Raw genomic sequence first — 26,944 nt, forward strand, 5'->3', positions numbered from 1 at the left:
TATCGTGCGCAGAAAGAATCGTGTAATAATACGGAGGTTATAATGCGAAAATTATTATATTTTATAGTATGCAGTAGTGTTATACTTTTTGCTTCACCGAGTGTGTCGGTAGCCCAATATGATGCACCTCTTATGGAAGATGCCCTTTATTCTGTTTTATTTCCGAAAATAAATAAAGCAATTGAAAAACAATATGGGAATTTGAAACCTTATCAATGTCCTAAAATTATTAGTTTAAAAAAAGTGTATAGTGGTACATATTTATTTCAAGCAAGTATTGAAGTAACGAAGTATGAACGAGTTGCTGGGAAAATTGCTCCACCATTTGAGAAGGTAACGATTACATTTAATAATGAAGAAGGCGAATGGGAAGTGTCAAAGATTTCAGTAAAGCGCTTACCAAATGATACGAAATTAAACTGTAAAAAAACAATATAAAAAATTGTTTGACAAATAAAATGGTCCTTTGGTATTGTTAATAGCAACAATTAGATGTTTGAAAATTAAATAGACTTACCTCATCTACTCTCAAAGGTAGAGGCCGCGATAGGAAAGAGTAAGCTATGGGAGATTTAATGGAATCTGTGATCATAGGTTGAAAGGGACTATTGCCGAAATATAAGAATAACCATCTTATTCATATATTGGGACTACATTGAATAAATGTAGTACTGTCATAAGATTTCTTTTATGGAGAGCTATTTGGAGATGTTGATGCGGTTTCTTATTTTGAGGAGATAACAACTCGTTTATTTTTTCAATATATATTTTTCCTAATAAGAAACGCGTGTGAACATTGTTCCGCGCGTTTTTTGTCTATCTAAAAGCGTGCTGCAATGAATAGAAGATTGGGGTTATGAGTTTTAGAGGAAATAAGGGAGGAATTCAAATGTATTTACACGGCACAAGCCGAATCAATGGGCAAGGACACTTAGAAATTGGAGGGTGCGATACGACGCAGCTAGCAAAACAATACGGAACACCACTTTATGTATACGATGAAGAGTCTATTCGAGGAAAGTGCCGCGCGTTTCATCGTGCGTTTAAAGAAAGTGGTTTCTCTTATCAAGTAGCATATGCAAGCAAGGCGTTCTTGTGCATGGAGATGTGCCGAGTAGCTCGTGAAGAGAATATGTCATTAGATGTTGTTTCTGGTGGGGAATTATATACTGCGCTTCAAGCGGGATTTCCAGCATCTCGTATTCATTTTCACGGCAATAATAAAACAGAAGAAGAAATCGTGATGGCTCTGCAGGCAAATATTGGTTGTTTTGTCGTAGATAATTTCTTAGAATTAGAAATTTTGCATGATCTAGCAGTGCAACATGGGAAATTTGTGAACATATTAATCCGTGTAACGCCTGGAGTAGAGGCGCACACACATGAATATATTACAACAGGTCAAGATGATTCGAAATTTGGGTTTGGAGTTTCAAATGGTCAAGCGATGCAAGCAATTGAGCTTGCTTTACAAAAATCAAATTATAATGTGTTAGGAATCCATTCACATATCGGATCGCAAATATTTGAAACGGCTGGATTTGTTCGAGCGATTGAAGTTCTTCATCAATTTTTAGAACAGGTGAGAGAACGCGCGAACTATGTAGTAAAAGTATTAAATGTAGGCGGAGGATTCGGAATACGCTACACAGAGTCAGATACGCCATTAACTCTTGAGACATATGTGCGAGCTGTAACAAGTGCAGTGAGGGAACAATTTACAGTATGTAATTATCCCTTGCCAGAAATATGGGTTGAACCAGGACGTAGTATTGTAGGTGATGCTGGAACGACAATTTATACAGTCGGATCTGTGAAAGACATTCCTGGTATTCGGAAATATGTATCAGTGGATGGTGGGATGACTGATAATTTAAGACCTGCTTTATATAACGCTCGTTATGAAGCGATGTTAGCGAATCGAGGAAATGATGAGAATGAGGAACTTGTTTCGATTGCTGGGAAGTGCTGTGAGAGTGGAGATATGTTAATTTGGGATATTACTCTACCGAAAGTTGCTTCTGCCGATTTACTAGCAATTTCTTGTACAGGGGCATACGGGTACTCGATGGCGAATAATTATAATCGGATTCGTAGACCAGCTGTCGTCTTCGCGAAAGGCGGCACATCACAAATTGTTGTAGAACGCGAAACATATGAAAATATTATTGGGAACGATCGCATACGTATAAAAGAACTTGTTTAAATAGAGAAAAGGAGTTGTTCGGATGGGCAATTCCTTTTTTGTAAAATAAAATAATTAAAATATATCGGAAAACTAGGATTGAAAAAAATCAGAATTGTGATAAAATACAAATACAAAGCTTATCAAGAGAAGCGGAGGGAACTGGCCCGAAGAAGCTCGGCAACCTGCTTATAGAAAGCAAGGTGCTAAATCCAGCAAAATGGAATCCATTTTGAAAGATAAGGTAAAATATATTACCGAACAGTCTTTTCGAAATGGGAAAGATTTTTTTTATGAATAAAAAGGGGGGCTGTTCGCGTGAGTGTACGGGAACATTTTGAGGAAGTATCTGAGAAAATTCAAGCGATGCTTGCTGATATGAAATATGGTTCAATTACAATTGTTGTGCAAGATGGGAAAGTCATTCAATTAGAGAAAAGTGAAAAGGTACGTTTAAAGTAAAAAGCGCTGACTAGAAAAACTAGAGGCGGTTTTAACCTATTATATTAGGTTAAAACCGTCTTTTTGCTTTTACAGGGGGAAAGAACATGTTGACGTATGAAACGTGGGAAGAAAATAATGTTTCATTTTCAGAAGAAGATGAAACGAAAGGCGCGCTATCAGTATTAAGTTGGGCTTATAAAGAATATAAAAGTGAAATTGTATACGCATGTAGCTTCGGAGTGGAAGGGATGGTATTACTGCATCTTATAAACCAAGTAAATCCATCTGCTAAAGTTGTATTTTTAGATACAAATGTTCATTTTCGAGAAACGTATGAATTAATTCAAAAAGTGCGGGAACGATTTCCTTCATTAAATATTATAGAAAAACAGCCGGAACTTACACTTGATGAACAAGCGAGGTTGCATGGTGAGAAATTATGGGAAAGTAATCCGAACCTTTGTTGTAAAATTAGAAAAATTTTACCGTTAGAAAAATCATTAGCAGCGGAAAAAGCGTGGATTTCGGGCTTAAGGAGGGAACAATCAGAAACACGTAAGCATACAAAGTTTATAAATCAAGATCATCGTTTTCAATCGATTAAAGTTTGTCCACTCATTCATTGGACGTGGAAAGAAGTATGGCGATATGTATACAAACATAGCTTGCCGTATAACCCGCTGCATGATATTGGATATCCAAGTATTGGGTGTGAGAAGTGTACGTTACCTGTAGATGAGGGGGGCGATTCGAGAGATGGTAGATGGTCTGGGAAAGTGAAAACAGAATGTGGTCTTCATTACCAATAAGATGAATTTGAAAATAAAACTAAGAGAGGGTATAGAAAATGAGTATAAGAAACGAATTAGTAAACCGTATAGACGAGACATACGACGTATCACAAATTGAAAAAGAAATTCAACTAGACAACATTGCGTTAAGTGATTTAGAGCTATTAGCGACAGGGGGATATAGCCCGCTTATTGGTTTTTTAGGAAAGAAAGATTATGATTCGGTCGTAGAAACGCTTCGCTTAGCAAACGGGAGCGTATGGAGTATACCGATTACATTACCGGTAACAGAAGAAGTAGCAGAGAGTCTGAAAGCTGGAGAGGAAGTAAAACTTGTTAACGCCGGAAATGTATATGGTGTCATTCAAATAGAAGATATTTTTGTACCAGACAAGGAAAAAGAAGCGTTACTTGTGTATAAAACGAAGGATGAGGCTCATCCAGGAGTGAAAAAATTATATGAGCGACCGAACGTTTACGTTGGTGGAGCTATTATTCTTACGAAACGCTTTGAAAATAATCCGTTTCCTTCTTATCATTTAGATCCAATTGAAACGAGGGAAGAATTTAAAAAACGTGGTTGGAAAACAGTGGTTGGATTTCAAACGAGAAATCCGGTACATCGTGCCCATGAATACATTCAAAAATCTGCCCTTGAAATTGTAGATGGCCTCTTTTTAAATCCTCTCGTTGGGGAAACGAAGTCGGACGATATTCCTGCTGATGTAAGGATGGAAAGCTATGAAGTATTACTTCAAAACTATTATCCGAAAGATCGTGTCTTTTTAGGTGTATTTCCTGCAGCAATGCGTTACGCAGGACCGAGGGAAGCGATATTCCATGCATTAGTCAGAAAGAATTTTGGATGCACCCACTTTATCGTAGGGCGCGATCATGCAGGAGTAGGAGATTATTATGGGACTTATGAAGCACAAGAAATTTTTACAAACTTTACAGTGGAAGAGTTAGGGATTACACCGTTATTTTTTGAACATAGTTTTTACTGCACGAAATGCGAAGCGATGGCTTCGACGAAAACATGCCCGCACGGAAAAGAGGATCATGTCATTTTATCAGGTACAAAAGTAAGAGAGCTATTAAGAAACGGTGAGGTTCCCCCGAGTACATTTAGTCGTAAAGAAGTAGTGGAAGTGCTAATTAAAGGTTTGAAAAAAGAAGTAGTAACAGAATAGGGAGAGAATGAGATGGATACGAATATTACTTGGCATACAGCATCTGTTTCAAAAGATGAGAGAAGAGTAAAAAGTGGGCATCATAGTTTTGTAGTTTGGTTTACTGGTCTATCAGCTTCAGGTAAATCTACGGTGGCGAACGCAGTTGCTCGTAAACTATTTGAAAAGAATATTGGAAACTATGTACTAGATGGAGATAATATACGCCACGGTTTAAATAAAGACTTAGGTTTTTCTGAAAGTGATCGTATGGAAAATATAAGACGGATTGGCGAAGTGGCGAAGCTATTTGTAGATCAAGGTACTGTTGTTCTTACAGCGTTTATTTCACCATTTCGAGTAGACCGAAAACAAGTTAGGGATTTATTAGCTGTAGATGAGTTTATAGAAGTGTTTGTAAAGTGTCCAATTGAAGAGTGTGAGAAGCGTGATCCGAAAGGGCTTTACAAAAAAGCAAGACAAGGTGATATTAAAGAATTTACTGGTGTTGATTCACCGTATGAGGAACCAGAACAAGCGGAATTAATTGTAGAAACGCACAAGTATTCTATTGAAGAATGTGCAGAACAAATTGTGAAGTACTTACAAGAGCGTAGTTTTATATAGGGGGATAAAAAATGAGTTATGAAAAAGTATGGGCTAACAATGAAAAGTTAAATCAAACTGAGAAAAATAAATTAAAAAAAGATGGATTGGAAATCTTTAATGATATTCCTTACTATGCAGAGAATGGCTTCGAATCTATTCCGAAAGAAGAGTGGGACGCATTCAAATGGGCAGGGTTGTATTTACAACGTCCCAAAGAAGCTGGTTATTTTATGATGCGTGTAAATATTCCATCAGGGATTATTACGAATGCACAGGCAGAAGTGCTTGCTTCTATCGCTGAGGATTATGGGCGTGACGTAATAGATATTACGACAAGACAGGCGATTCAGTTTCACTGGTTAGAAATTCATCAAATGCCAGATATTTTTAAAAGATTAGCGAGAGTTGGGTTATCTTCAGCTGGGGCCTGTGGTGATATAACGCGTAATATTACGGGGAATCCACTTGCTGGCATTGATGCAAATGAACTGTTTGATACAACTGGTATTGTGAAAGAGGTATATGACTATTTCCAACATAATGAAGAGTTTTCTAACTTACCCCGTAAATTTAAAATGTCTATTAGTTCTAACATTTATAACTCAGCAAACGCAGAGATTAACTGTGTTGCATTTACACCTGCTACGAAAGAAATAGATGGCGAGAAAAAAGTTGGTTTTCATATAAAAGTAGGCGGTGGATTATCAGCTCGTCCATATTTAGCTGATGAATTAGATGTATTTGTTTTACCAGAAGAAGTGAAGACGGTAGCGATTGCGATTGCTACGATATTCCGTGATTTTGGATACCGCGAAAAACGTCATTTAGCTCGTTTGAAATTTCTTGTTGCAGACTGGGGAGCAGAGAAATTTAAAGAGAAACTGATAGAGTATACAGGGCCTTTACAAAGTAAGGGAGAAAGTGCTCTCAAAGGATGGAATGCAGGATACTTCTATGGTGTTCAAGACCAAAAACAAGATGGACTAAAATATGTAGGTTTTAATGTGCCGGTAGGACGTCTACATGCAGAAGAAATGTTTGAGATTGCAAGAATTGCTAAGCAGTATGGAAATGGACAGATTCGTACATGTAATTCGCAAAACTTCATTATTCCGAATGTTCCGCCAAAAAATGTAACAGGTTTACTAAATGAGCCGTTGTTTGAAGCGATATCAGCAAGTCCGAAATCATTTATTGGTCATGCGGTTTCCTGTACCGGTATTGAGTATTGCAATCTTGCTTTAGTAGAAACGAAAGAAAGATTACGCAAAATCGCAGAGTACTTAGATACACAAATTGCACTCGATGTTCCAGTTCGTATTCATATGGTAGGATGCCCGAATTCATGTGGGCAACGTCAAATTGCTGACATTGGATTACAAGGGGTGAAAATGAAAACGAAGGAAAAAGGAATTGTTGAAGCATTTGAAATATACGTAGGTGGAACGTTGTTAGATGGCGGTGCTTACAATCAAAAGTTAAAAGGGAAAATAGATGGCGAGGATCTACCTGATGTACTTGCATCATTTATAAGTTATTTCAAAGAGAATAAATTACCAGCTGAAACGTTTTATGATTTTGTGGGTCGTGTTGGTATAGAGACATTACAAATAGCGTTAAATACCGTGTTAGAAGAAGTAATAGCGTCTTAGGAGGGACAATATGGATTTATATCGATTTGAAGCTGTGTTAGTAAATAGTATTGTTCCGATTGTTGTTGTTGCTCAAAGTGAAGAACAGGCATTTAAGCTCGCGGAAATGGAACTTGAAAAGCATTTTTTACCGTTACCAGAAGTAAAGGAGATTTCCCTATTTGAAAAAAAGAAGATTCGAAAAGGTGCGGCATTTGTTATTCATGAGTAGGGAAAAGGTAATACGAAATAATGAAAACTTCCATTCGTATATAAGGATGGAAGTTTCACTTTAATAGTAGAAATGAGGAGAGATGATGGGGAAGGTTTATATCGTTGGTGCAGGTCCTGGTGATCCAGATTTAATTACTGTGAAAGGGTTGAAATGTATTGAGAAGGCAGACGTTATTTTATACGACCGTCTCGTGAATAAAGAGTTACTTTCATACGCAAAGCCTGAAGCAGATTTAATTTATTGCGGAAAACTACCAAATTATCACACGATGAAGCAAGAGACGATTAATACGTTTCTTATTAAATATGCGAAAAAGGGAAAAGTTGTAACGAGGCTTAAGGGCGGCGATCCATTTGTATTTGGTAGAGGAGGAGAAGAAGCTGAAGCGTTAGCAAAGCAAGGTGTACCATTTGAAATCGTTCCTGGTATTTCAGCCGGAATAGCTGCTCCTGCTTATGCTGGCATTCCAGTGACACATCGTGATGCAAGTGCAAGTTTTGCTATTGTGACAGGGCATCGGAAAGAAGGTGTTCAAGAAGAAGTGAAGTGGGAAAATTTAGCGAAAGGTGTAGAGACTTTAGCTGTATATATGGGGGTTAGCAATTTACCCTACATATGTGAACAACTAATGAAGCATGGAAAAGACAAAAGTACACCTGCTGCTATTATTGAATGGGGAACGACATCAATGCAGCGCACAGTTGTTGGGACGTTAGGAACAATTGTGGATGTTGCAAAAAAAGAACAAATTCAAAATCCGAGCATGATTGTAATTGGAGAAGTGGTCCGTTTTAGAGAAAAAATCCATTGGTTTGAGAAACAGACAGAAAGTACCTATCAAGTAAGTGGAGTGTTATAAAATGAAAGCCATCTTATATATATGTCATGGAAGTCGTTTGAAAGCAGCTAAAGAAGAAGCGGTTGCATTTATTACGTCATGCATGAACCGTGTAGAGGCAAGTATTCAAGAAGTTTGTTTTTTAGAGTTAGCGAGTCCAACGATTGATGAAGGGTTCCGTACATGTGTGAAGCGTGGTGCTACAGAGATTATTGTTATTCCAGTTTTTTTATTAGCGGCAGGTCATGTAAAAAAAGATATACCGTTTGAATTGGAAAAGTTAAATAATCAATTTTCGAATGTTAAAGTGACCTATGGTAACCCGTTTGGTGTATCAGAAACACTTGTGAAATCGGTGTATAGCGGAAGTGGTATTGAGCAGGAAGATAAGAATGAAGTGACGCTACTTCTCGTTGCAAGAGGGAGTAGTGATCCTGACGTATTAAGAGATATAAACTGGATCGCTTCTTTATTTCAACATGAAGAGAAAATTAAAAAAGTAGAGGTTTGTTATTTAGCGGCTGCCGAGCCAAAATTTGAGGAGAAGTTAAAGGAAGTTGTTGAACGAAAAGAAAAGAATATCGTTGTACTGCCTTACTTATTATTTACAGGTTTACTTATGAAACATATTGAAAAAGAAGTGCGCCAATATGAGTCGGATGAGATAAAAATAAGTCCGTATTTAGGAAAGAATGAAGCGTTTCAATATATGTTAATTCAGAAAACGAAGAAATTATTGAAGGGAGATCAATATGTATCCACTTACAGTGCGAGTTGAGAAGAAACGTGTTGTTGTCATTGGTGGAGGGAAAGTCGCGGGATTTAAAATTATTCCTTTACTAAAACAAGGTGCGGATATAATTGTGATAAGTCCTGAATTGGATGCGAATTTAGTGAAACTAGTGGAAGAAAAGCAAATTCGTTGGTATCAAAGGGAGTATGAAAAAAGTGATATTCAAGGTGCTTTTTTAGTTGTTGCAGCGAGTAGTGATGCCGTATTAAATGAACAAATTGCTGAAGATAGCACAGAGAATCAATTAGTAAATATTATTACGAACCCGGAAAGTGGCAATGTTCATTTTCCGGCGGCGATTCATCGTGGATTACTGAATGTGGCTGTTTCTACTGGAGGAGCAAGTCCGAAACTGGCAAAAAAAATACGTGATGATATCGCGAATAAATATGATGAGGCGTATGAATCGTATCTTGATTTTTTATACGAAGTTAGAATAAAAGTGAAAGAATTACAAATAGAGAAAAGAGAGAGAAATATATTGTTGCAAGAAGTATTAAAGTCGATATATGTTCAAAATGAACAAAAAAGAGAATTGTTTTTACAAGAATTAGAGAGAAGAGTTCATATAGGATAATGAATAAATTGTACTTTACAACTATAAAAATATAATTTATAATCACAAGTAACTTCAATAAATGAAATCGATGAGCAAGAAGAGTATGTATATTTGATACGTTCAGAGAGCTGGGGTAAGGTGTGAGCCCGGTACGATAAAATATACAGAATGGGCTTGCGAGAGGTATGTTGAACATTGTAGTAGGCAACCCGGGTTCCGCCGTTAAAAGGATAGAGTATCGGAATTTTCCTGTACTTGAACAAGTGGGATTTATCAATCCAATTGAGGTGGTACCACGGTATTTACATTACATATATCGTCCTCTACATGCATATTTGCGTGTAGGGGACTTTTTTATTTTCTAAAGGAGGTGTGCGAGTATGAAATGAAAGTGTATAATTAATAAAAGTTTAAATATTCAGAAAAGGAGAATTTATGATGAAAGAAACACAGCAATGGACGTCGAAAATAGGCTTTGTACTCGCAGCAGCCGGAGCCGCAGTAGGTCTTGGTGCCATATGGAAATTTCCATATGTTGCAGGTAATGGTGGGGGAGGCGCATTCTTCCTTGTATTTTTACTATTAACTGTATTTATAGGTATGCCGCTTCTTTTAGCTGAATTTGTTATTGGACGTAGTACGCAAAAAGAGGCAGTTACAGCGTATAAAGTATTGGTGCCAAATAGCAAGTTATATCCTTGGATTGGTCGCATGGGAGTTGTTACTTGTTTTAGTGTACTCTCTTTTTATAGTGTTGTAGGTGGATGGATTTTACTGTACTTATACTATAGTGTTACAGGGAGCTTCTGGAATGGTGTTGTTGATTATGGAAAATTGTTTGGTGAAACGATTTCAAATCCAGTAAGCGCGATTGGAGCGCAATTCATCTTTATGCTTTGTACCATTTTTGTTGTTAGTAAAGGTGTAGAAAAAGGCATAGAAAAAGCAAGTAAGTACATGATGCCGCTATTATTCATTTTATTTATTGCTATCATTATTCGTGCGTTAACACTTGATGGTGCTATGGCTGGGGTAGAGTTCTTCTTAAAACCAGATTTCTCAAAGCTGACAGCAGATACGATTTTATACGCGATGGGACAATCGTTCTTCTCACTAACAGTAGGTGCGTCAGTAATGGTCACGTATAGTTCGTACTTGAAGAAAGAAGAACATTTAGCGAAATCAGCAACATCTATTGTAAGTTTAACTGTTTTTGTTACAGTACTTGCAGGATTAGCAATTTTCCCAGCGATTTTCGCATTAGGCGTTAAGCCGACTGAAGGGCCAGGATTACTGTTTATCGTCCTTCCGGCAGTATTTGCAAAAATACCATTTGGACAATTTTTCTTTGTTATGTTTTTAATTTTATTCTTCTTTGCGACTTTAACATCAGCAATTTCAATGCTTGAAATTGTAGTAGCATCTGTTGCAAAAGGTAATGAGAAGAAGCGTCCGTCAGCATCATTATTAATTGGTATTCTTATTTTTGCAGTTGGAATCCCGTCAGCATTATCGTTTGGAATTATGAGTGATGTGAAAATATTTGGTAAGACATTCTTTGATTTCGTTGATTTTTCGGTAAGTAATGTATTACTGCCGCTCGGAGTACTAGCCATTTCGCTATTCGTACCAAATAAAATGAGTAAAGAGATGTTAATGAAAGAATTAGAAGTTACGGAAACGAAAGGGAAAACATTATTTAATATTTGGTTCTTCTTGCTTCGTTATGTTATTCCAGTAACTGTAATTATTGTATTTTTAAATGCGATAGGCGTATTTAAAATGTTTGCATAATAAAAAGACGGAGATTTCTCCGTCTTTTTATTATGTTGTAGGTGTATTTAATAAACGATTATATGCTTTATAGGCTGTGACGACTGCGATAAATGATCCGATTAAAAATAATGCTGAGCCGCCAAATGTAAATAGCCGGCCGATGTAAGTTTCTCTAGCTTCTTCTATTTTTTGTTGTAATTGTGTATTCATATGATTCACCCCGTAAAATATAGGCATTTAGTTGTAGTCTATGTAGAATGCCTATATTGTGTGAAGGATAAATAAAAAACTCGGTGTGCACCGAGTTTTTTTATAATCCGATATAAGGAGATGGATCTACTGCGTTTGTCTTACCGACATTCCATTCTCCAAGGTGAAGTTCGAAGTGTAAATGTTGTCCGTATGATTGGCCAGTATTACCCATAAATCCAAGTTGAGTGCCTTGTTTTACAGTTTGTCCATTTGATACAGAACGGCTACTCATATGAGCATATACTGTCGTATATGTTTTTCCATTTATACGGTGAGATAAGTACACAACGTTTCCGTAACTAGATGATAATTCCGAGCGGATAACAACGCCATCAGCAGCGGCAATAATTGGAACGGTTCCTGAAGCTGCGATATCGATTCCCTTATGGTTATCTATAGAGCGCACACCAAACCCAGAAGTTTTTGATCCAGCTGCTGGCTTAATAAATCCGCCAATATTTGTATCGTGTGGTGTTGGAGCTGCTTGAGCTGTTTGAGCAGATGTAGTAGCTTGTTTACGAGCTTCTTCTGCCTTGCGAGCTTCTTCAGCTTTACGAGCCTCTTCAGCACGTTTTTCTTCTTCAATTGCTTTTTGAACAGCTTGACGCTGGTTTTCTAAAATGCCTTTAGATTCTTCTAATCCTTCAATCTCTGAATCTACTTTTGCTACTTTCGTATGTAGATCGTTAATAAAGGTTTGCTGCTGTTGCTGGTTATTTTGTAATTCTTGCTGTTTTTGTTCTAATTTTTGCCCGGATTCTTTCAGTTGTTGCTCTTTTTTCTCAACAGCCTCTTTTTCTTTCGCCACAGCATTTTGATCAATTGTTTGTTTTTTCACAATATCTGTATCGTTGTTTAAAATTAAACTTACAGAGTACATATTATCAACAAGATCAGCGATATTTGTAGAAGTTGTTATTACCTCTGTAATAATATTTGTACGAGGTTTTTCTTGCATAGATTGCAAACGTTGCTTAATAACTTCCTGACGCGTATCTATGTTTGTTTGTAATTGCTCTATATGTTTCTTTTTTTCAGCGATTACTTGTTGTGTTTTATTAATTTCTTTTTTTGTATCGTTTAATTCAGCTTCGTTTTTATTAATAGAAGTAGTTAAGTCGTCAATTTTCTTTTGTAATTCTTGAATTTCTTTTTCTATTTGGTCTTTCTCAGCTGATTTATTTTGTAAGTCATTTTGTTTTCCTTCTAATTCAGATTGAATATTAGATAATTTATCTTGATTCGTTTCAGCATATACGGGTGAAAGTAGCGGAGAAACAAAAAACGTTCCTGCTGCTAAAACACTAAACGCTGCAAATTTCTTTTTCATGGTTGTCTGGCTCCTTTCCCTATGAATGTTATATATCATAAGAAGAAGAGTGTCTATCGTTGTAACCATAATGTAAAGAAAATTTTATAAAATTGCTAAGTTTTGTCGGAATTTATCATTTTTCAACGGTAATTGTCATGTTGGATGCGCTTTTTTATTCGTTCAACAAGGATGTATTTTTTGGATTTTATTGTAAAATAAAGGGAAAATGTATTTGTTTTATATAGTAAAATAGCAGATAGGAATCCAATAAAACACTGATAAGGAATCGTTCTCATGTGAGGTTTTCTGACATGGGTTTTGTTTTTGTCAAGAAAATTATTTGTGTTCAGGAAAAGTTATTTTGTTGTCAGATTTAATTTTTTGATTTATGATTTTTAACAGGGACAAAATGTAGTGAATTGTCGAATAATATGTAATACTCTTAATTTCAAGTTTTATAAATATAGAATGAGAGGTAGAGTGACACATCGAAGAGGGGGTTACAACAAATATGAAAAGAATAGGACTTGCATGGCAAATATTAATTGGTCTTGCGTTAGGTATTGCAGTTGGTGCGATTTTCTTTGATAATCCAGCTGTTGTGAAGTACTTACAACCAATTGGTGATATTTTCATCCGATTAATTAAAATGATCGTTGTACCGATTGTTGTAGCAAGTATTGTTGTTGGGGTTGCTGGTGTTGGTGATGTTAAAAAACTAGGCCGACTAGGCGGAAAAACAATTATTTATTTTGAAATTATTACAACACTTGCAATTGTTGTTGGTCTATTAATAGCGAATATTTTCCAACCAGGAAAAGGCGTAAATATGGATCAGTTAACAAAGACAGATATTTCGAAATATACACATACGACAGAGCAGGTACAAAGTCATTCATTTGCAGATACATTTGTAAATATTGTTCCAACGAACATTATGAAGTCATTAGCTGACGGAGATATGCTTGCTATTATCTTCTTCTCTGTATTATTTGGTTTAGGTGTAGCAGCAATTGGTGAAAGAGGAAGACCGGTTCTTCAATTTTTCCAAGGTGTAGCAGATGCGATGTTCTACGTGACTAACCAAGTTATGAAATTTGCACCATTTGGTGTATTTGCGCTAATCGGTGTTACAGTTTCTACATTTGGTCTTGCGTCATTAATTCCATTAGGGAAATTACTAATTGTCGTATATGGAGCAATGATCTTCTTCGTTGTAGTTGTCTTAGGACTTACAGCGAAAATATTTGGAATTAACATTTTCCAATTCTTTAAGATTTTGAAAGACGAACTGATCTTAGCATACTCTACAGCAAGTTCAGAAACAGTTTTACCGAAAATCATGGAGAAAATGGAGAAGTTCGGTTGTCCGAAAGCAATTACATCTTTCGTTATTCCGACAGGTTATTCATTTAACTTAGATGGATCAACTTTATATCAAGCAATTGCAGCTATTTTCTTAGCGCAAATGTACGGTATTGATTTATCTATTTCTCAACAAATTACATTATTACTTGTATTAATGGTTACATCAAAAGGTATTGCGGGTGTACCGGGCGTATCATTCGTTGTATTATTAGCAACACTTGGTACAGTAGGTATTCCAGCTGAAGGTTTAGCCTTTATCGCTGGTATTGACCGTATTTTAGATATGGCTCGTACAGCAGTTAACGTTGTAGGTAACTCTTTAGCAGCTGTAGTTATGTCTAAGTGGGAAGGTCAGTATGACGCTGAAAAAGGACAAGCCTACTTGAAAGAAATTTCTAATAAGCAAGCAGCTTAATTATAATTTGAACAAGCTCTCACATAATATGTGGGGGCTTTTCTATATAGAAGGGAAGCGGACGTAATGAAACGTAAATATGGTGACGGTTCTTCGTGGAAGCGACTAATAGAGAAGGATTATACGGTTAAGCAAGTAGAAGAAGGAATGCTAGGGATATTAGAAATAAAAAAGGTAAGAGAACCTAGTTGTAAAGAATATGATGGTAAAAAACTTTGTATTGCAGGGAATCAATATACGTGGATTCAATATTTCATAGACGGGAAAAACTTTGCGATTACAGCTATGTTAGATGATCAGAAAAAATTAGTGCAATATTATATCGATGTGGCGAAAGAATATAAAATTGACGAACGTGGTTTACCGTATTTTGATGATTTATATTTAGATGTAGTGTTATTACCGAACGGTAAAATATATGTACTAGATGAAGATGAGCTAGAGGATGCTTATAAAAGTGGCGATGTTACAAAAGAAGAGTATGAGTTAGCTTGGTACACTACGAAATGGATAATAGATGCAATAAAAAATAGTGAATATTATTGGATTTCAATATTGGAAGAAGAAATCAAAAAGTTAAAATGATTGTTGTATTCGAATTTTTGCATAATTACCAAAAAAATCTATACAAAAAATAATTGACTTTTGTTTTGTAAGCGAGTAAAGTTAGGGAAGAAATTATTATAAAAAATAAATATGAAACCTTCTTATAAAGAGAGGCGGAGGGACTGGCCCTACGATGCCTCGGCAGCGGACTCGATTTCAGAGTGCTGTGCCAAATCCAGCAAGCATGTGCTTGAAAGATGAGAAGAGCGTTTCTTATAGATGTATAAGACCTCTTCTCATTGGAAGAGGTCTTTTGTTATTCATTAGAAAAAGGTTGAAACTAGGGAGAGATGGTACTTTGAAAGAAACGAGAGGAAATGGTTTGGCTTTATTACCACTTGGGATATTTTTGGCGCTATTTATTGGTTCTGGAATTATTACAGGTGATTTCTATAAATTGCCGATACTTGTAGCAATTTCAATTGCTGTTGGGGTCGCTTTAGCAATGAATCGTAAAGAAAGCTTTAATGTAAAAGTAGAACGATTTGCTAAAGGTGCAGGGAACCCAGATATTATGATTATGGTTCTAATTTTTGTGCTTGCAGGAGCATTTTCTGAAACAGCAAAAGGGATGGGTGGCGTTGATTCTACAGTTAACTTAGCGTTATCCATTTTACCGCAAGGATTTATCGTAGCTGGAATTTTTGTTATAGGGGCATTTATTTCATTAGCGATGGGAACTTCAATGGGAACAATTGCTGCATTAGCACCGATTGCTGTAGGTATTAGTGGGCAAACTGATATCTCAATTGCACTTACGATGGCTACTGTTGTTGGCGGAGCGATGTTTGGTGATAATTTATCATTTATTTCAGATACAACAATCGCAGCTGTACGTTCGCAAGGAACAGAAATGAAAGATAAGTTTAAAACGAACTTTTTAATTGTATTACCAGCGGCTATTATTACAATTGTACTATTAGTAATCATTACTTTAGGAAGCGATACGCAGATTAAAGCGCATAGCTTTGACTGGATAAAGATTTTACCGTATGCAGGAGTACTTATTACAGCATTGCTTGGTTGGAATGTACTTATTGTGTTAACTGGTGGAACTGTACTATCTGGCGTTATCGGTCTTTTAGATGGAAGTTACACGTTAGAGAGTTTCTTTAAAAGTGTAACGTCTGGAATGGGCGGTATGATGGAGTTAGTATTACTTGCTATTTTAATTGGCGGTATGGTCGAACTGATTCAATATAATGGTGGCATTCAATATTTAATGAATATTTTAACGCGTAACATTCGTTCAAAAAAAGGAGCAGAGTTCGGTATCGCTGGTTTAGTAGGTATGACGAATATGTGTACAGCGAATAATACAATTTCTATTATCTTTACAGGTCCACTTGCGAAAAACATTGCAGATCAATATGAAATTGATCCTCGTAAATCAGCGAGTGTATTAGATCTTTTCTCATGCTGTGTGCAAGGATTAATTCCGTATGGTGCGCAAATGTTAACGGCAGCAGGATTTGCGGCGTTATCTCCGATTGAATTGTTACCATATGCATTTTATCCGATCTTAGTTGGAGTATGTGGAATCATTTCTATATTAATTGGTTTCCCGAGATTTTCTAAAGTGGCGGGAAAGAAAGAGTATCATAAAACAGCATAATGAAAAATGAAGTTTATTAAAAATAACGAAAGCCGTACAGAGAATGTTCTCTGTACGGCTTTTTATGTGCGATAAAAGAGTGAATCATCCTATTTTATCGCATATTTTTACAAAAGGCTGAATGCAACTCGGTCTTAAGTCTGAGTCGAAAACAGTTCTTAAGCTCGTTATGGAAAAGTGAAAAAATAGTTAAGATAAGAGTATCAAATCGAAGGGAGGCAAGCACAAGATGAAACAATTTCTAGCGTTTATCGCGGCCGGTATTTTGGCTTTAATTGCTCTTGGTAGTCTTGCTGGTATTGTAGGATTCGCAATCGGAGCAGGAGTTGTGTACTGGAGCTATAAATCATTTGTGCGAGCACAATCGTTTTTTGGAAAGTTAGCTTGGGGTATTGTAGGTTTAATTGGTTTATCCATTGCACTTTCGCACTCCCCAGCATTAATCGGTATCGCAGCATTAGTAGTTTTATACTACGGATACCGTGAGTGGAAAAAAGAAAAAAATGTAGTTGTTGATTCTGCACCAGAAAGTTCTAAACCATATAGCAACTTTGAAGATGAGTGGAACAAGTTAATGAAAAACTAATAAAAACCAAATAAAAACCAAATAAAAACCAAATCAAATTGATAAAGTAGAAGAGAGGAAGATTATAATGAAACAATCTTTATTCGGACGTGTACGCGATGCAATTTTAGCAGATTTTCATAATGTGTTAGATGAGAAAGAAAGAAAAAATCCAATCGCGATGTTAAACCAATATTTACGCGATAGTGAGCGTGAAATAACAAAAATTGAGAAGTTAATTGAGCGCCACAAAACATTAAAATCTAATTTCGCTCGTGAGCTTGAGCAAGCACGTTATTTCGTTAATAAAAGATCAAAGCAAGCGATCGTCGCTCAAGAAGCAGGCGAATTACAACTACATGAGCGTGCGTTAGAAGAAGTAGCGTATTATGAAGGGCAAGTAACTCGATTAGAAGAAATGTATGCAGGTGTTGTAGATCAAATTGATGAGTTAGAGCGTCGTCTTGCTGAGATGAAAAATAAATTAAAAGAAATGCACGCAAAACGTATGGAATTAATGGCACGTGAAAATATGGCACATGCAAATCGTCGTATGAATACAGCGATGCATAAAATGGATGAAAATAATCCATTCTTACGCTTTGAAGAAATTGAAGATCATATTCACGACTTAGAATCTCGTATAAATGAGGAGCATGAACGTGACACATTTGATATGAAGATTGCAAAGCTTGAGCGTGAAATGAAAGAAAAGAATGATGTATCGTTAACGAAAGAGTTAACAAAATAATAGTAGTATATTATAAAACAGGCTTATGATATAGTGATAGGAGAAAAGGTGTTGGAAAGCAATGCCTTTTCTTCTATGTATATGTGACAAGGAGGGGGGAGCTGAAATGAAGAAGCATTTTTCAAAAACACAATTAATGGGGATGCTCCTCATCATATTTGGATTCGGTCTTTTTCTTGATATGATACTTGGACATTTTGAACCAGGTGGTCTCATTTTTGCATTTATTATGCTTATGTTTGGAAGGCATTATCGTAAGAAGAATCGTTATGTACGGGGAAATGTATTTTTATTTGTTGGTGGTATCGTATTTTTATTCTTCTTATTTTCATCAGCAGCATTTGTTCTTGTCGTATTTGCTTGTTTAGCTTTAATTGGTTATCAACTGATTCAACAAGGACATCAGCAAAAAGCAATGAAAGTTGAAATTAAAGAAAAGGGATATATAGATGAAGAAAAACAAATATATCGTACAGAACCGTATATAAAAAATATGTTCGTAGGTAATGTACGAATGATGGATCATATTTATGAACTTGAGGATATTAACGTCCAATATGGTGCTTGTGATGTCGAGATTGATTTAACAACCGCGATGATTCCAGAGGGAGAAACGGTAATTGTTATTCGAGGTGTAGTTGGTAATATTCGTTTATATGTGCCATATGATATTGAACTGTCTTTAAATCATTCTGTTATTGTCGGACGTGTGCTTCTGCCAGGTCATGAGGAAACAGGATTTAACCGCAATGTTACATTTAGAACAGAGCAGTATAGAGAGGCTCCTCGTCGTATTAAAATTATTTCTTCGCTTGTCGTAGGCGATACGGAAGTGAGGAAAGTATAATGAAAAAACAAAAAAATATTTCATGGATGTATATTCGTTATTCTATGTTGTCCTCTGTTAGTATCGCACTTATTTGTACAATTGTATACGTATGGAAAAGCGAGCAACAAGTGTATGATTTATTATGGAAGGAATCCATCGCTTCTGTTCCAATTGGCTTGTTTATTATGACTACAAGTTTACTTATCGGGGGAATTGTAGGATATGCAATCGGTTACTATATAGAGCAGCGTGTACAAGGATTAAATACTTTTCTATTTGAAGTGGAGCGAGGGAATTTTCCGAGCGATGTTTCGTTTACTGCAGATGATGAATTTCATGAAGTGGAACGAAAAGTAATCGGCCTTGCTCGTCGATTAGAGGAGCAAGCTGGACTCTTTCAAAAAGTAACGAATGAACGAGCTCATTGGAATGAAGAGATGAGACAAGAAGCGATATCCCAGGAAAGGCATCGATTGGCGAGGGAGCTGCATGATTCTGTAAGTCAGCAGCTTTTTGCAATGTCGATGATGATGTCGGCTATTAATGAGCAAGTAGCTGAAATTCCAGAAACGACGAAAAAGCAGTTACATCTCGTTGAAAATATGGTTGTAAATGCACAGTCAGAAATGAGAGCATTGCTTCTTCATTTACGCCCAGTGCAGTTAGAAGGTAAGAAACTAACTGAGGGTATAGAAGAATTGTTAACAGAACTGTCTAGAAAGCAACATATGAAAATTGAATGGTTAATTGAGCCAATAGAATTGAAAAAAGGTGTAGAAGATCATTTATTCCGTATTGTACAAGAGGCGCTGTCTAATACTTTACGACATGCGAAGGCAAAGAAAACGGAAGTACGTTTACGCAAAATTGAGCAATATGCAATATTGAAAATTATTGATGATGGTGTCGGTTTTAAAGTAGGGGTCAATAAGGCTGGTTCGTATGGTTTAAGATCAATGCAAGAGCGAGTTCATGAAATTGGTGGTACATTAAAAGTGCTTAGTTTTCCAAATAAAGGTACACAAATAGAAGTGAAAGTACCGATTATGATTGAGAGAGGGGGAGAGTTATGATAAAGGTATTACTAGTGGATGATCATGAAATGGTTCGAATGGGTGTATCAGCATATTTATCAACGCAACCAGATATTGAAGTAGTTGGAGAAGCTGAAAATGGAAGAAAAGGTTCAGAGTTAGCACTGCAATTAAGACCAGATATTATTTTGATGGACCTTGTCATGGATGAGATGGATGGGGTTGAAGCAACACGTGCTATTATTCAGGAATGGCCAGAAGCGAAAATTGTAGTTGTAACGAGCTTTTTAGATGATGAGAAATTGTACCCTGTTATTGAGGCTGGGGCGACCAGTTATTTATTAAAAACATCAAGAGCGAGTGATATAGCAGACGCTGTACGAGCTACTTATGATGGAGAAACGGTATTAGAGCCAAAAGTTACTGGTAAAATGATGTCTCGTATGCGTCAGAAGAAAGAACAACCTTTGCATGAGGAGTTAACAGAAAGAGAGTCTGAAATTTTGTTATTAATTGCAGAGGGGAAAAGTAATCAAGAGATTGCAGATGAATTGTTTATTGCCCTCAAAACAGTAAAGACACATGTGAGTAATATATTAAATAAGCTAAATGTCAGTGACCGGACACAGGCGGTTATTTATGCATTTAGACATCAATTGACGAAATAAGAAGGAGGCTTTGACTATATATGGTCAAAGCTTTTTGTTGACGGCAAACTTTGTAAGCGTTATCATTATAGTGTTAACAGTACATACAAAGGGGAGAGAGTGTATGTTAGTTCAAACAATATTTGGAATGGATGAAACGAAAAAATTAGGTAACTATGTGAATGCGTTGCAAGCACTTTGTGAAAAATATGATATTGAAACAGATCGTATCGCAATTATTGAGGCAACAGAAGAATATTATTTATTTCTAGTAAAGCAAGAAGATTGCTATGATGTTGTAAAAGTAGAAACGGTGGATACGAATATTGATTACTATACGAAAGCTTATAAAGTAAGTAGCTTTAATCATACTTCTTATCAAATGTAAAAAAACTCCCGAAATGGGAGTTTTTTTATGATGCTTTCGATTCAGGTGAATGCTCCGTTAATGGTACTGTTTTTGCACCACTTAATTTTGCGATAGCAAAACCGATAATAGCCCCAACTAACGCTGGTACTAACCAGCCAATTCCTTCATTATATAATGGAATAAACTCAAAATAAGATGTGATAAATGAAACAGGAATATTCCCTTGTTTTAATCCGTCAAAAACGCTAACAACTGCTGTTCCGATTAAAGCACATACATAAACAGATCGATAGCCACCGAAATATTTATGAAGTAATGATAATAATACGAGTACAATTGCAACTGGATATACAACAAGTAAAATCGGAACAGAGATGGCGATGATTTTTGTTAAACCTAAGTTGGCAACTAATAATCCTAACAAGCAAATAACACTTGCTAACGTTTTGTATGAAAATTTTGTAAATAATGTTGAGAAATATTGACTGCACGCAGATACAAGTCCAACGCATGTTGTTAAGCAAGCAAGTGTAACGATAAGAGATAAAAGAATTAGACCATATGGACCGAATAATTGTTGTACAATAACGGTAAGTAGCTGTCCTCCATTTTTTGCGTATCCAAGAGAGACACTGGTTGTACCGAGCCAGCCAAGTGCACCATATACAAGTACGAGACCAGTAGCGGCAATAAGTCCTGCTTTCGCTGTAGCGATGGCAATTGCTTTACGATCACTCACACCTTTAGAACGAATGGCATTTACAACGATAATTCCAAATGCAAGCGCAGAAATGGTATCCATCGTTAAGTATCCTTCCATAAAGCCTTTGAAGATTGGAGAAGTTTGATACTCTTGCATTGCTGGTCCAGATTGTCCGAGGGGTGTAAATACACTTTTAACGAATAATAAAAAAATAGAGAGTAATAAAATAGGTGTTAATACACTTCCGATACGATCGACGAGCTTAGAAGGGTTTAAACTAAGCCAAAATACGATAGAAAAGAAGATGACTGTGTATAAAAATAGCACTAGGTTGCTAGAGCGAATAGTTTCTGGTAAGAAAGAACTAACCCCCATTTCATAAGCGACATTAGCAACACGTGGAATGCCCATAGATGGACCAATTGCAATGTATACAACTACCGTAAAGAAAATTCCGAATAATGGGTGAACATGACTTGCAAGTTGCTGCATTCCATTTCCTGATAAAGAAATAGCGATAACAGTAAGTAACGGTAAACCAACTCCTGTTAGTAAAAAGCCGATCATCGCTGGCCAAAAGTTTTCACCAGCATTTTGTCCAAGCATTGGAGGGAAAATTAAATTTCCTGCCCCAAAAAATAAAGAAAATAGCATAAGTCCTGTGAAAAAAACATGTTTTTTTGATACAGTGTTCATTGTTTTTCCTCCTTTTTTTGTAAATTCATTGTAAGAACACAAAAAACCCGTCCCTAAAGAAAGGGACGAGTTATATTTACCCGCGATACCACCCTAATTTATACATGTAGAAATAAATCTATATGTATACGGCTTTGCAACGTACAACATGATACGTGTTCCTTGTAACGGGGGACATCCGGTAAGAACTTACTTCAGCATTCGGTTCTACTTCTCGGAGATGATTTTCGGTTAAGCACTGAATGTTGGCTTTCAGCAAATCGCCAACTCTCTGGGGAACAGTCCTATAACGTACTCGTTCTCGTCAATGAATTTTAATTCAAGTATTCTGACAGTATTTTCACACGTTTTTTTTAGAAAGTCAACATATTTTTTGAGAAATATATTTACCTCTAGAAATATAGCTGAGAATATAAGGTTGAATGCTGTTTGTAAAAATGCTGTAAAACATTATAGGGAATTGTAAAGTTTATGGAGAAAATCGATATTTATAGGAGTAAAGAAGGGATTGTTTGAATTTACAGAGAATAATACAACAATCCACTTGCTGGAAAGAACAAACCAAAAGAGGTGACTGAAATGCTTGCGATGGGAGTATTATTTGGCATTATTGCTATAATTGGTTTTATGTGGTTATATTATTCGCGTTCGTTTAAACAAGCAGAAGTTTTACTCTTTCAAAAAGGTAGTTTGTTGACAAATCAGTCTAGATATTTAGTATGTCCGAAGTGTGGAAGTGCACAGGCCAGAAGTGGGGGATATCAAGAGTGTTGCAAAATTAGATTATGAAAGAAGGAAGCCTCACATTATTTTGTGAGGCTTCCTTCCTTACAATTTCATGGCGCTCCAAATTGTCCACCGATCTCTTTCAATAATAGGAGAGATATTTTGTAAGGCGGTCTGGATCTGTTGTAGAAGTTGAGAAAGTTCATGATCTGTTAATTCATATAGAATGGATCGACCTGTTCGAGGTGACAAATCTTGTAGCAATACTTCTACAGAATCATGTATTTTTCGTACTTCCCACTGTGTTTGAGTGGGGAACACGTGAAGAAAATATTGTTGTAATTCTTGTTGTATCGTGGTAGTTTTTGGCCGTCTTGTTGATTCTATTTCAATGAGTTTTGGAAAGGTAGAGAAAAAATATCCACGGATATGTTCGGGGCTTCCAGGAATTGTACAATCTTCAATGGTTCGGTCTTGTACAATAAGTACACCGTTTTTCTTTAATATACGAGAAGTTTCACGTAGAAATGTAGGAATGTCTTGTAAATGATGAATCACTGCGCGCGAAATAACAATGTCGAATGTATCATTAGGATAGGGAATGCTATGTGCATCACCGTGAATGAATGAAATATTTGGAAAGTCGCTACAATTTTCTTTTGCAGCTTGTAATATTTCTTTTGAAAAATCAAGTCCAATGACATTTTTTGCCCCCATAAGAGCAAGTTCTTTCGTATAAATCCCGCCACCACAGCCGATATCAATTATTTGCTTGTTTTGTATATTTGTAATACTTTTTATCATTTCCCCCCAAGAAATATGGGCGTTTCGCTGTGCATATGTGTATTTATTATTTGCATCATGAAAATTAATGGACATGAAAAAGACCTCCTTTCAATACTTAGTATAGCGTATTTTATAGTGTGTCACGTTTTTGTTTTTTATATGAAGATTATAAGAATTTCTTATTGTAAAAGGAGGATTAAGTTGAAAAGGAAATATGTAATGTTGTTATTTACTATGTTACTAGCATCTTGTGATCAAGTTGAGCAAAAAAAAGAAACAAAAAAAGTGGAAGAGACGGTGAATGAAGTGAAAGAAACAGTAGGGGTAACTGTTATACAAAAAAAACATAAAGAGAAAAAGTTACAGGAATCAGAAGCGAAGTTAGTAATAGACATTTTGGATAAAGCTGAGAAACAAGAAATAACAGGTAGCTTCGGTGAACCTGAATATGAAATACAAATTAGTAGAGATGGAAAAAAAGAAACATATTATGCATGGCTAAGAGGAGAAGACAGACGAGGATGGGTACAATATAAGAAAGCTATGTATATGCTGAATAAAAAAGATACGGAAAAGCTGTTGGCTATATTTCCAAATGTTTCAGAACAAAAAGAAGATGAGATGCAGGTAGGTCCTTTAACGGAAGTAACAAAAAAAGATTTGCAGATTACCGCATTTCATATTAAAGCAGGCGATCAAAAAGTGAATTATACGTTACGGTATACGATTTCACAATCACTATACAACAAATTAGAGAAGGAACAAGAATATTATTTACAAGTCGTTTTCCCAGAAAAAGTTCAAAAATTAATTGGGGCAAAAGAAAGTGAAAAAATTTCAGGTGAAAAGGTAAAGGAAGGATATAAACAGTATGAATTACAGGCTACTGTGCAGGTAAAAGATGCTTCAGAATCACAATTAAAGTCATTAGAAACATATTATGAAAATTATGATTTGAAAATATTAAATAGTAAAAAAGAAAAAATAGGTGTTTTTCAAAATATCATTCAAATTGTTAAAGAGTATGGTGAAAAAATGAATTTACAAAGATAAAGTGAAACTTTAATCAGCCCTGTCGGATCGGGATGAATGTAATTTGTAAAGTTTATATGGCCTTTCCTAGGAAATGATAATAGAGAGGGGGAAAACACCCCTCTCTATTACTTTGCTTTTGCAGATGGCTCATTCATTGATTTTCGTGTAATAAGAAAAGAAATCATAAGAGCGGAAAGGATGATAAGAGCAATAAATACGTGATTTGGCAACAAATCTAATAATAATACGTAGCTAACGGTATAAAAAATAAGAGTTGAAGCTAAAAACGATAGAGCGCCTATTATGAGAGATTGCAAATTCATCTTTATACACCTCCTTTTATTTATATTTTTGGCTAAAAATGGATTAAATAAACATTATTTCTAACGATAGAAAAAAATATGTCATAATAGAGAAAAGAACAAGCTTTCATGAACATGATTCATTAATGAGAGATAAAGGAGAGGAATATGAAAAAAAATAAAAAAGGATTATGGGGAATTATAGTTGCCATAGGTTTATTTTTACTTTCTAAGTTAAAGTGGGTATTTGCAATTTTTAAATTAGCAAAGTTTTCAACGGTATTTAGTATGTTTCTATCACTTGGTGCATACGCAGTTATATATGGTTGGAAATTTGGGGTAGCGCTCATTTATTTATTGTTTATTCATGAAATGGGCCATTTATGGGCTGCGAAAAGAAAGGGGATACCAACATCGCCAGCAATATTTATTCCATTTATGGGCGCTCTTATTGGGATGAAAGAGATGCCGAAAAATGCAAAAGATGAAGCTTACATCGCCTTCATGGGACCTCTTTTCGGATTGTTGTCATTTTTACCTGCGATTCCACTTTATATAATAACGAAAGAGCCATTTTGGGCATTAATTATTTTACTTGGAAGTATGATTAACTTCTTTAACTTGATTCCGGTTTCTCCATTAGATGGTGGACGAATTATCTCAGTTGTAAGTACGAAGATTTGGGGAGCGGGTCTTATTGTATTGCTCGGTTATGCCATTTACTTTAAAAGTATTTTGGGAGGATTTATTTTTATTATCGGCTGTATGGAATTATATAGAGTAATAAAGAGAGATGAGCCAATTAAGGAATTAGGATATAGAATTGATGGAATGAAAGAATATGTTGCAAGGCTTGAAGAGGAGTTAAAAGAAACAGGTGCGGTGCATCGAAATATATATATGATGCAACATGAAATAAATATATTAAGGCAAAAAGAAAGAGAGAAAGAATTAAAAGTAGGAGAACTTCAAAAAATTGAAGTGTTAGAGCATCTTTTACCAAAGTTTGAGCCGCTTGATTACGTTCCATATGAAGATGAAAAAGAAACGCATACAATTCATATAAGAGAAGTGTTTGAAATGTCAGAAAGAAAATTACAGGAATGGGAGACAGAAAAGAGACAACAGGAAAACTATTATAAAGTTGATATGAAAACAAAATGGACAGTCTTTGCTTGTTATATCGGATTAATGGCTATACTCGGTTACACAGCTTATGAAGGGTATATTGTTTTACAAGAACATTTACCAACGAGAAATGTATAGAAAAATATTGTCGAAATGATAGGAAGAATTTATACAGGAATTATATTTCTACGAGAGAATGTTACAAGTATAGTCATACATTGTAATATCTTTAGTAGAGAAGGAGTTCTGTATATGAAGAAATTGTTAATTGTATTCGGGATTATTATCGTAATGATCATTGCGAGCTATAGTCTTATGAAATTGCTATTACATTATGCGAATAAGCCTGCTGAGGTAAGTACAATAGCTCAAATAGAAGATGTGCAAGAAGAGACAAAAGTGCTAGATTTTATTCGTATGACGCATGAAAGTTATAATAATTTCTTAAATTACGGTAAAGCAGAGAATTATACAGAAGGGGACTGGAACCAATTTAAACAATGGTTTCAACAACAAGAGTCGACTTTAAAAAATATACATACAGAAATAAAGAATGAAAAAATAAAACGTGATGTAAATAGAAGCTATGAAATTGTAAAAAAAGGTGTGGAACTTCAAAATATTGAGTATGTAGTTTATGCACATCGTGTATACCATGACTTAGATATTATTGTAAATAAATATAGAGGTGAAACGAACATATGGGGGTATACAGAGTTTGGAGATGGGAAAGATATAAGGGTAATTGAACAAGCTATACAATCCAAATAA

At 35.7% G+C, this 26,944-nt stretch carries 30 protein-coding genes, 3 riboswitches and 2 other annotated features; of the genes, 25 read left to right on the forward strand and 5 right to left on the reverse strand.

Annotation, left to right across the window (positions count from 1 at the left end; genetic code table 11):
* Positions 1–42: 42 nt before the first annotated feature.
* The 12 genes from J0835_RS07235 to J0835_RS07290 all read left to right on the forward strand — a co-directional run bounded on the left by J0835_RS07235 (position 43) and on the right by J0835_RS07290 (position 11,051).
* Positions 43–438 carry a DUF3888 domain-containing protein gene (locus tag J0835_RS07235; RefSeq protein ID WP_170957616.1) on the forward strand — a complete coding sequence of 132 codons (396 nt, stop codon included), beginning with the start codon at positions 43–45 and terminating at the stop codon, positions 436–438.
* 89 nt (positions 439–527) lie between these two features.
* Positions 528–709, forward strand: a riboswitch (Lysine riboswitch).
* Positions 710–889: 180 nt separating this feature from the next.
* Positions 890–2,206, forward strand: coding sequence for a diaminopimelate decarboxylase (lysA, locus tag J0835_RS07240; protein ID WP_087979936.1), 1,317 nt, complete (start codon positions 890–892; stop codon positions 2,204–2,206).
* Positions 2,207–2,322: 116 nt separating this feature from the next.
* A riboswitch (SAM riboswitch) is annotated at positions 2,323–2,431 on the forward strand.
* A gap of 72 nt (positions 2,432–2,503) precedes the next feature.
* On the forward strand, positions 2,504–2,647 hold the full coding sequence (locus J0835_RS07245; RefSeq protein WP_000116163.1) for a YezD family protein: 144 nt from the start codon (positions 2,504–2,506) through the stop codon (positions 2,645–2,647).
* A gap of 86 nt (positions 2,648–2,733) precedes the next feature.
* Positions 2,734–3,438, forward strand: a complete 705-nt coding sequence (locus tag J0835_RS07250) for a phosphoadenylyl-sulfate reductase (protein WP_087979937.1) — start codon at positions 2,734–2,736, stop codon at positions 3,436–3,438.
* Positions 3,439–3,476: 38 nt separating this feature from the next.
* A complete protein-coding gene (gene sat, locus J0835_RS07255) occupies positions 3,477–4,613 on the forward strand; it encodes a sulfate adenylyltransferase (protein WP_087979938.1) in 1,137 nt (378 codons plus the stop codon).
* Positions 4,614–4,625: 12 nt separating this feature from the next.
* Positions 4,626–5,219: an adenylyl-sulfate kinase gene (gene cysC, locus J0835_RS07260; RefSeq protein ID WP_087979939.1), complete on the forward strand. Its 594-nt coding sequence runs from the start codon at positions 4,626–4,628 to the stop codon at positions 5,217–5,219.
* 11 nt (positions 5,220–5,230) lie between these two features.
* Positions 5,231–6,853, forward strand: coding sequence for a nitrite/sulfite reductase (locus J0835_RS07265; RefSeq protein WP_087979940.1), 1,623 nt, complete (start codon positions 5,231–5,233; stop codon positions 6,851–6,853).
* A 10-nt stretch (positions 6,854–6,863) separates the two neighbouring features.
* Positions 6,864–7,064, forward strand: a complete 201-nt coding sequence (locus J0835_RS07270; RefSeq protein WP_000366917.1) for a DUF3906 family protein — start codon at positions 6,864–6,866, stop codon at positions 7,062–7,064.
* Between the two features lie 85 nt (positions 7,065–7,149).
* Entirely contained in the window at positions 7,150–7,926 is a 777-nt protein-coding gene (gene cobA / locus J0835_RS07275) for a uroporphyrinogen-III C-methyltransferase (protein WP_087979941.1), read from the forward strand.
* Position 7,927: 1 nt separating this feature from the next.
* Positions 7,928–8,683, forward strand: coding sequence for a sirohydrochlorin chelatase (locus J0835_RS07280; protein ID WP_087979942.1), 756 nt, complete (start codon positions 7,928–7,930; stop codon positions 8,681–8,683).
* Complete coding sequence (locus J0835_RS07285) at positions 8,658–9,275, forward strand: NAD(P)-binding protein (protein ID WP_087979943.1); 618 nt, start codon at positions 8,658–8,660, stop codon at positions 9,273–9,275. The genes J0835_RS07280 and J0835_RS07285 overlap by 26 nt, the downstream gene beginning before the upstream one ends.
* A gap of 61 nt (positions 9,276–9,336) precedes the next feature.
* Positions 9,337–9,584: a binding site (T-box leader), on the forward strand.
* A gap of 111 nt (positions 9,585–9,695) precedes the next feature.
* The gene (locus J0835_RS07290) at positions 9,696–11,051 is read left to right on the forward strand and encodes a sodium-dependent transporter (RefSeq protein WP_140386711.1); all 1,356 of its coding nucleotides are present in this window, start codon (positions 9,696–9,698) and stop codon (positions 11,049–11,051) included.
* Positions 11,052–11,081: 30 nt separating this feature from the next.
* Here the strand turns inward: J0835_RS07290 and J0835_RS07295 are convergent, their stop codons facing one another.
* Positions 11,082–11,243 carry a hypothetical protein gene (locus J0835_RS07295; RefSeq protein ID WP_001096003.1) on the reverse strand — a complete coding sequence of 54 codons (162 nt, stop codon included), beginning with the start codon at positions 11,241–11,243 and terminating at the stop codon, positions 11,082–11,084.
* Between the two features lie 100 nt (positions 11,244–11,343).
* Entirely contained in the window at positions 11,344–12,615 is a 1,272-nt protein-coding gene (locus tag J0835_RS07300; RefSeq protein ID WP_087979945.1) for a murein hydrolase activator EnvC family protein, read from the reverse strand.
* Positions 12,616–13,108: 493 nt separating this feature from the next.
* Between J0835_RS07300 and gltP the strand changes: the two genes are divergently transcribed.
* The 9 genes from gltP (at position 13,109) to J0835_RS07345 (ending at position 20,815) form a co-directional block, all read left to right on the forward strand.
* On the forward strand, positions 13,109–14,380 hold the full coding sequence (gltP, locus tag J0835_RS07305) for a glutamate/aspartate:proton symporter GltP (protein ID WP_061678636.1): 1,272 nt from the start codon (positions 13,109–13,111) through the stop codon (positions 14,378–14,380).
* 66 nt (positions 14,381–14,446) lie between these two features.
* A complete protein-coding gene (locus J0835_RS07310) occupies positions 14,447–14,965 on the forward strand; it encodes a DUF402 domain-containing protein (RefSeq protein ID WP_087979946.1) in 519 nt (172 codons plus the stop codon).
* A 119-nt stretch (positions 14,966–15,084) separates the two neighbouring features.
* A riboswitch (SAM riboswitch) is annotated at positions 15,085–15,190 on the forward strand.
* Positions 15,191–15,284: 94 nt separating this feature from the next.
* Positions 15,285–16,601, forward strand: coding sequence for a Na+/H+ antiporter NhaC family protein (locus J0835_RS07315; protein WP_087979947.1), 1,317 nt, complete (start codon positions 15,285–15,287; stop codon positions 16,599–16,601).
* Between the two features lie 229 nt (positions 16,602–16,830).
* Positions 16,831–17,187 carry a lmo0954 family membrane protein gene (locus J0835_RS07320; RefSeq protein ID WP_048370510.1) on the forward strand — a complete coding sequence of 119 codons (357 nt, stop codon included), beginning with the start codon at positions 16,831–16,833 and terminating at the stop codon, positions 17,185–17,187.
* Positions 17,188–17,254: 67 nt separating this feature from the next.
* Positions 17,255–17,917, forward strand: a complete 663-nt coding sequence (locus J0835_RS07325; protein WP_087979948.1) for a PspA/IM30 family protein — start codon at positions 17,255–17,257, stop codon at positions 17,915–17,917.
* 106 nt (positions 17,918–18,023) lie between these two features.
* The gene (liaF, locus tag J0835_RS07330; RefSeq protein WP_087979949.1) at positions 18,024–18,764 is read left to right on the forward strand and encodes a cell wall-active antibiotics response protein LiaF; all 741 of its coding nucleotides are present in this window, start codon (positions 18,024–18,026) and stop codon (positions 18,762–18,764) included.
* Complete coding sequence (locus J0835_RS07335; RefSeq protein WP_087979950.1) at positions 18,764–19,819, forward strand: sensor histidine kinase; 1,056 nt, start codon at positions 18,764–18,766, stop codon at positions 19,817–19,819. Before liaF ends, J0835_RS07335 begins: the two co-directional genes overlap by 1 nt.
* Positions 19,816–20,448 carry a response regulator gene (locus tag J0835_RS07340; RefSeq protein WP_000598709.1) on the forward strand — a complete coding sequence of 211 codons (633 nt, stop codon included), beginning with the start codon at positions 19,816–19,818 and terminating at the stop codon, positions 20,446–20,448. The genes J0835_RS07335 and J0835_RS07340 overlap by 4 nt, the downstream gene beginning before the upstream one ends.
* Before the next feature lie 10 nt (positions 20,449–20,458).
* Positions 20,459–20,815, forward strand: coding sequence for a DUF3992 domain-containing protein (locus J0835_RS07345; RefSeq protein WP_140386712.1), 357 nt, complete (start codon positions 20,459–20,461; stop codon positions 20,813–20,815).
* Positions 20,816–20,840: 25 nt separating this feature from the next.
* Here the strand turns inward: J0835_RS07345 and brnQ3 are convergent, their stop codons facing one another.
* On the reverse strand, positions 20,841–22,196 hold the full coding sequence (gene brnQ3, locus J0835_RS07350) for a branched-chain amino acid transport system II carrier protein BrnQ3 (RefSeq protein ID WP_087979952.1): 1,356 nt from the start codon (positions 22,194–22,196) through the stop codon (positions 20,841–20,843).
* A gap of 58 nt (positions 22,197–22,254) precedes the next feature.
* Positions 22,255–22,513 (reverse strand) — a binding site (T-box leader).
* A 262-nt stretch (positions 22,514–22,775) separates the two neighbouring features.
* On the opposite strand from brnQ3, the gene J0835_RS07355 reads away from it, so the two are divergent.
* Positions 22,776–22,985: a hypothetical protein gene (locus tag J0835_RS07355; RefSeq protein WP_000880630.1), complete on the forward strand. Its 210-nt coding sequence runs from the start codon at positions 22,776–22,778 to the stop codon at positions 22,983–22,985.
* A 39-nt stretch (positions 22,986–23,024) separates the two neighbouring features.
* Here the strand turns inward: J0835_RS07355 and J0835_RS07360 are convergent, their stop codons facing one another.
* Positions 23,025–23,801, reverse strand: a complete 777-nt coding sequence (locus tag J0835_RS07360) for a class I SAM-dependent methyltransferase (RefSeq protein ID WP_087979953.1) — start codon at positions 23,799–23,801, stop codon at positions 23,025–23,027.
* Positions 23,802–23,909: 108 nt separating this feature from the next.
* Here J0835_RS07360 and J0835_RS07365 point away from each other — a divergent pair, with 108 nt between their 5' ends.
* Complete coding sequence (locus J0835_RS07365) at positions 23,910–24,761, forward strand: hypothetical protein (RefSeq protein WP_140386713.1); 852 nt, start codon at positions 23,910–23,912, stop codon at positions 24,759–24,761.
* A gap of 107 nt (positions 24,762–24,868) precedes the next feature.
* On the opposite strand, the gene J0835_RS07370 is transcribed toward J0835_RS07365, so the two are convergent.
* Positions 24,869–25,066 (reverse strand): hypothetical protein, encoded by a 198-nt coding sequence (locus tag J0835_RS07370; protein ID WP_001053353.1) that lies wholly within the window; start codon positions 25,064–25,066, stop codon positions 24,869–24,871.
* A 147-nt stretch (positions 25,067–25,213) separates the two neighbouring features.
* Here J0835_RS07370 and J0835_RS07375 point away from each other — a divergent pair, with 147 nt between their 5' ends.
* Positions 25,214–26,311 carry a site-2 protease family protein gene (locus J0835_RS07375; RefSeq protein WP_087979954.1) on the forward strand — a complete coding sequence of 366 codons (1,098 nt, stop codon included), beginning with the start codon at positions 25,214–25,216 and terminating at the stop codon, positions 26,309–26,311.
* 114 nt (positions 26,312–26,425) lie between these two features.
* Positions 26,426–26,944 carry a hypothetical protein gene (locus tag J0835_RS07380; protein ID WP_087979955.1) on the forward strand — a complete coding sequence of 173 codons (519 nt, stop codon included), beginning with the start codon at positions 26,426–26,428 and terminating at the stop codon, positions 26,942–26,944.

The sequence above is a fragment of the Bacillus cereus group sp. Sample62 genome (genome assembly GCF_036851315.1).
GTDB classification, from domain to species: domain Bacteria; phylum Bacillota; class Bacilli; order Bacillales; family Bacillaceae_G; genus Bacillus_A; species Bacillus_A wiedmannii.

What these genes read in the sequence shown, in the direction of transcription:
- J0835_RS07235 (WP_170957616.1), top strand. Translation starts at nt 43, where the DNA reads ATGCGAAAATTATTATATTTTATAGTATGCAGTAGTGTTATACTTTTT.
- lysA (WP_087979936.1), top strand. Translation starts at nt 890, where the DNA reads ATGTATTTACACGGCACAAGCCGAATCAATGGGCAAGGACACTTAGAA.
- J0835_RS07250 (WP_087979937.1), top strand. Translation starts at nt 2,734, where the DNA reads ATGTTGACGTATGAAACGTGGGAAGAAAATAATGTTTCATTTTCAGAA.
- sat (WP_087979938.1), top strand. Translation starts at nt 3,477, where the DNA reads ATGAGTATAAGAAACGAATTAGTAAACCGTATAGACGAGACATACGAC.
- cysC (WP_087979939.1), top strand. Translation starts at nt 4,626, where the DNA reads ATGGATACGAATATTACTTGGCATACAGCATCTGTTTCAAAAGATGAG.
- J0835_RS07265 (WP_087979940.1), top strand. Translation starts at nt 5,231, where the DNA reads ATGAGTTATGAAAAAGTATGGGCTAACAATGAAAAGTTAAATCAAACT.
- J0835_RS07270 (WP_000366917.1), top strand. Translation starts at nt 6,864, where the DNA reads ATGGATTTATATCGATTTGAAGCTGTGTTAGTAAATAGTATTGTTCCG.
- cobA (WP_087979941.1), top strand. Translation starts at nt 7,150, where the DNA reads ATGGGGAAGGTTTATATCGTTGGTGCAGGTCCTGGTGATCCAGATTTA.
- J0835_RS07280 (WP_087979942.1), top strand. Translation starts at nt 7,928, where the DNA reads ATGAAAGCCATCTTATATATATGTCATGGAAGTCGTTTGAAAGCAGCT.
- J0835_RS07285 (WP_087979943.1), top strand. Translation starts at nt 8,658, where the DNA reads ATGTATCCACTTACAGTGCGAGTTGAGAAGAAACGTGTTGTTGTCATT.
- J0835_RS07290 (WP_140386711.1), top strand. Translation starts at nt 9,696, where the DNA reads ATGAAAGAAACACAGCAATGGACGTCGAAAATAGGCTTTGTACTCGCA.
- J0835_RS07295 (WP_001096003.1), bottom strand. Translation starts at nt 11,243, where the DNA reads ATGAATACACAATTACAACAAAAAATAGAAGAAGCTAGAGAAACTTAC.
- J0835_RS07300 (WP_087979945.1), bottom strand. Translation starts at nt 12,615, where the DNA reads ATGAAAAAGAAATTTGCAGCGTTTAGTGTTTTAGCAGCAGGAACGTTT.
- gltP (WP_061678636.1), top strand. Translation starts at nt 13,109, where the DNA reads ATGAAAAGAATAGGACTTGCATGGCAAATATTAATTGGTCTTGCGTTA.
- J0835_RS07310 (WP_087979946.1), top strand. Translation starts at nt 14,447, where the DNA reads ATGAAACGTAAATATGGTGACGGTTCTTCGTGGAAGCGACTAATAGAG.
- J0835_RS07320 (WP_048370510.1), top strand. Translation starts at nt 16,831, where the DNA reads ATGAAACAATTTCTAGCGTTTATCGCGGCCGGTATTTTGGCTTTAATT.
- J0835_RS07325 (WP_087979948.1), top strand. Translation starts at nt 17,255, where the DNA reads ATGAAACAATCTTTATTCGGACGTGTACGCGATGCAATTTTAGCAGAT.
- liaF (WP_087979949.1), top strand. Translation starts at nt 18,024, where the DNA reads ATGAAGAAGCATTTTTCAAAAACACAATTAATGGGGATGCTCCTCATC.
- J0835_RS07335 (WP_087979950.1), top strand. Translation starts at nt 18,764, where the DNA reads ATGAAAAAACAAAAAAATATTTCATGGATGTATATTCGTTATTCTATG.
- J0835_RS07340 (WP_000598709.1), top strand. Translation starts at nt 19,816, where the DNA reads ATGATAAAGGTATTACTAGTGGATGATCATGAAATGGTTCGAATGGGT.
- brnQ3 (WP_087979952.1), bottom strand. Translation starts at nt 22,196, where the DNA reads ATGAACACTGTATCAAAAAAACATGTTTTTTTCACAGGACTTATGCTA.
- J0835_RS07355 (WP_000880630.1), top strand. Translation starts at nt 22,776, where the DNA reads ATGCTTGCGATGGGAGTATTATTTGGCATTATTGCTATAATTGGTTTT.
- J0835_RS07360 (WP_087979953.1), bottom strand. Translation starts at nt 23,801, where the DNA reads ATGTCCATTAATTTTCATGATGCAAATAATAAATACACATATGCACAG.
- J0835_RS07370 (WP_001053353.1), bottom strand. Translation starts at nt 25,066, where the DNA reads ATGAATTTGCAATCTCTCATAATAGGCGCTCTATCGTTTTTAGCTTCA.
- J0835_RS07375 (WP_087979954.1), top strand. Translation starts at nt 25,214, where the DNA reads ATGAAAAAAAATAAAAAAGGATTATGGGGAATTATAGTTGCCATAGGT.
- J0835_RS07380 (WP_087979955.1), top strand. Translation starts at nt 26,426, where the DNA reads ATGAAGAAATTGTTAATTGTATTCGGGATTATTATCGTAATGATCATT.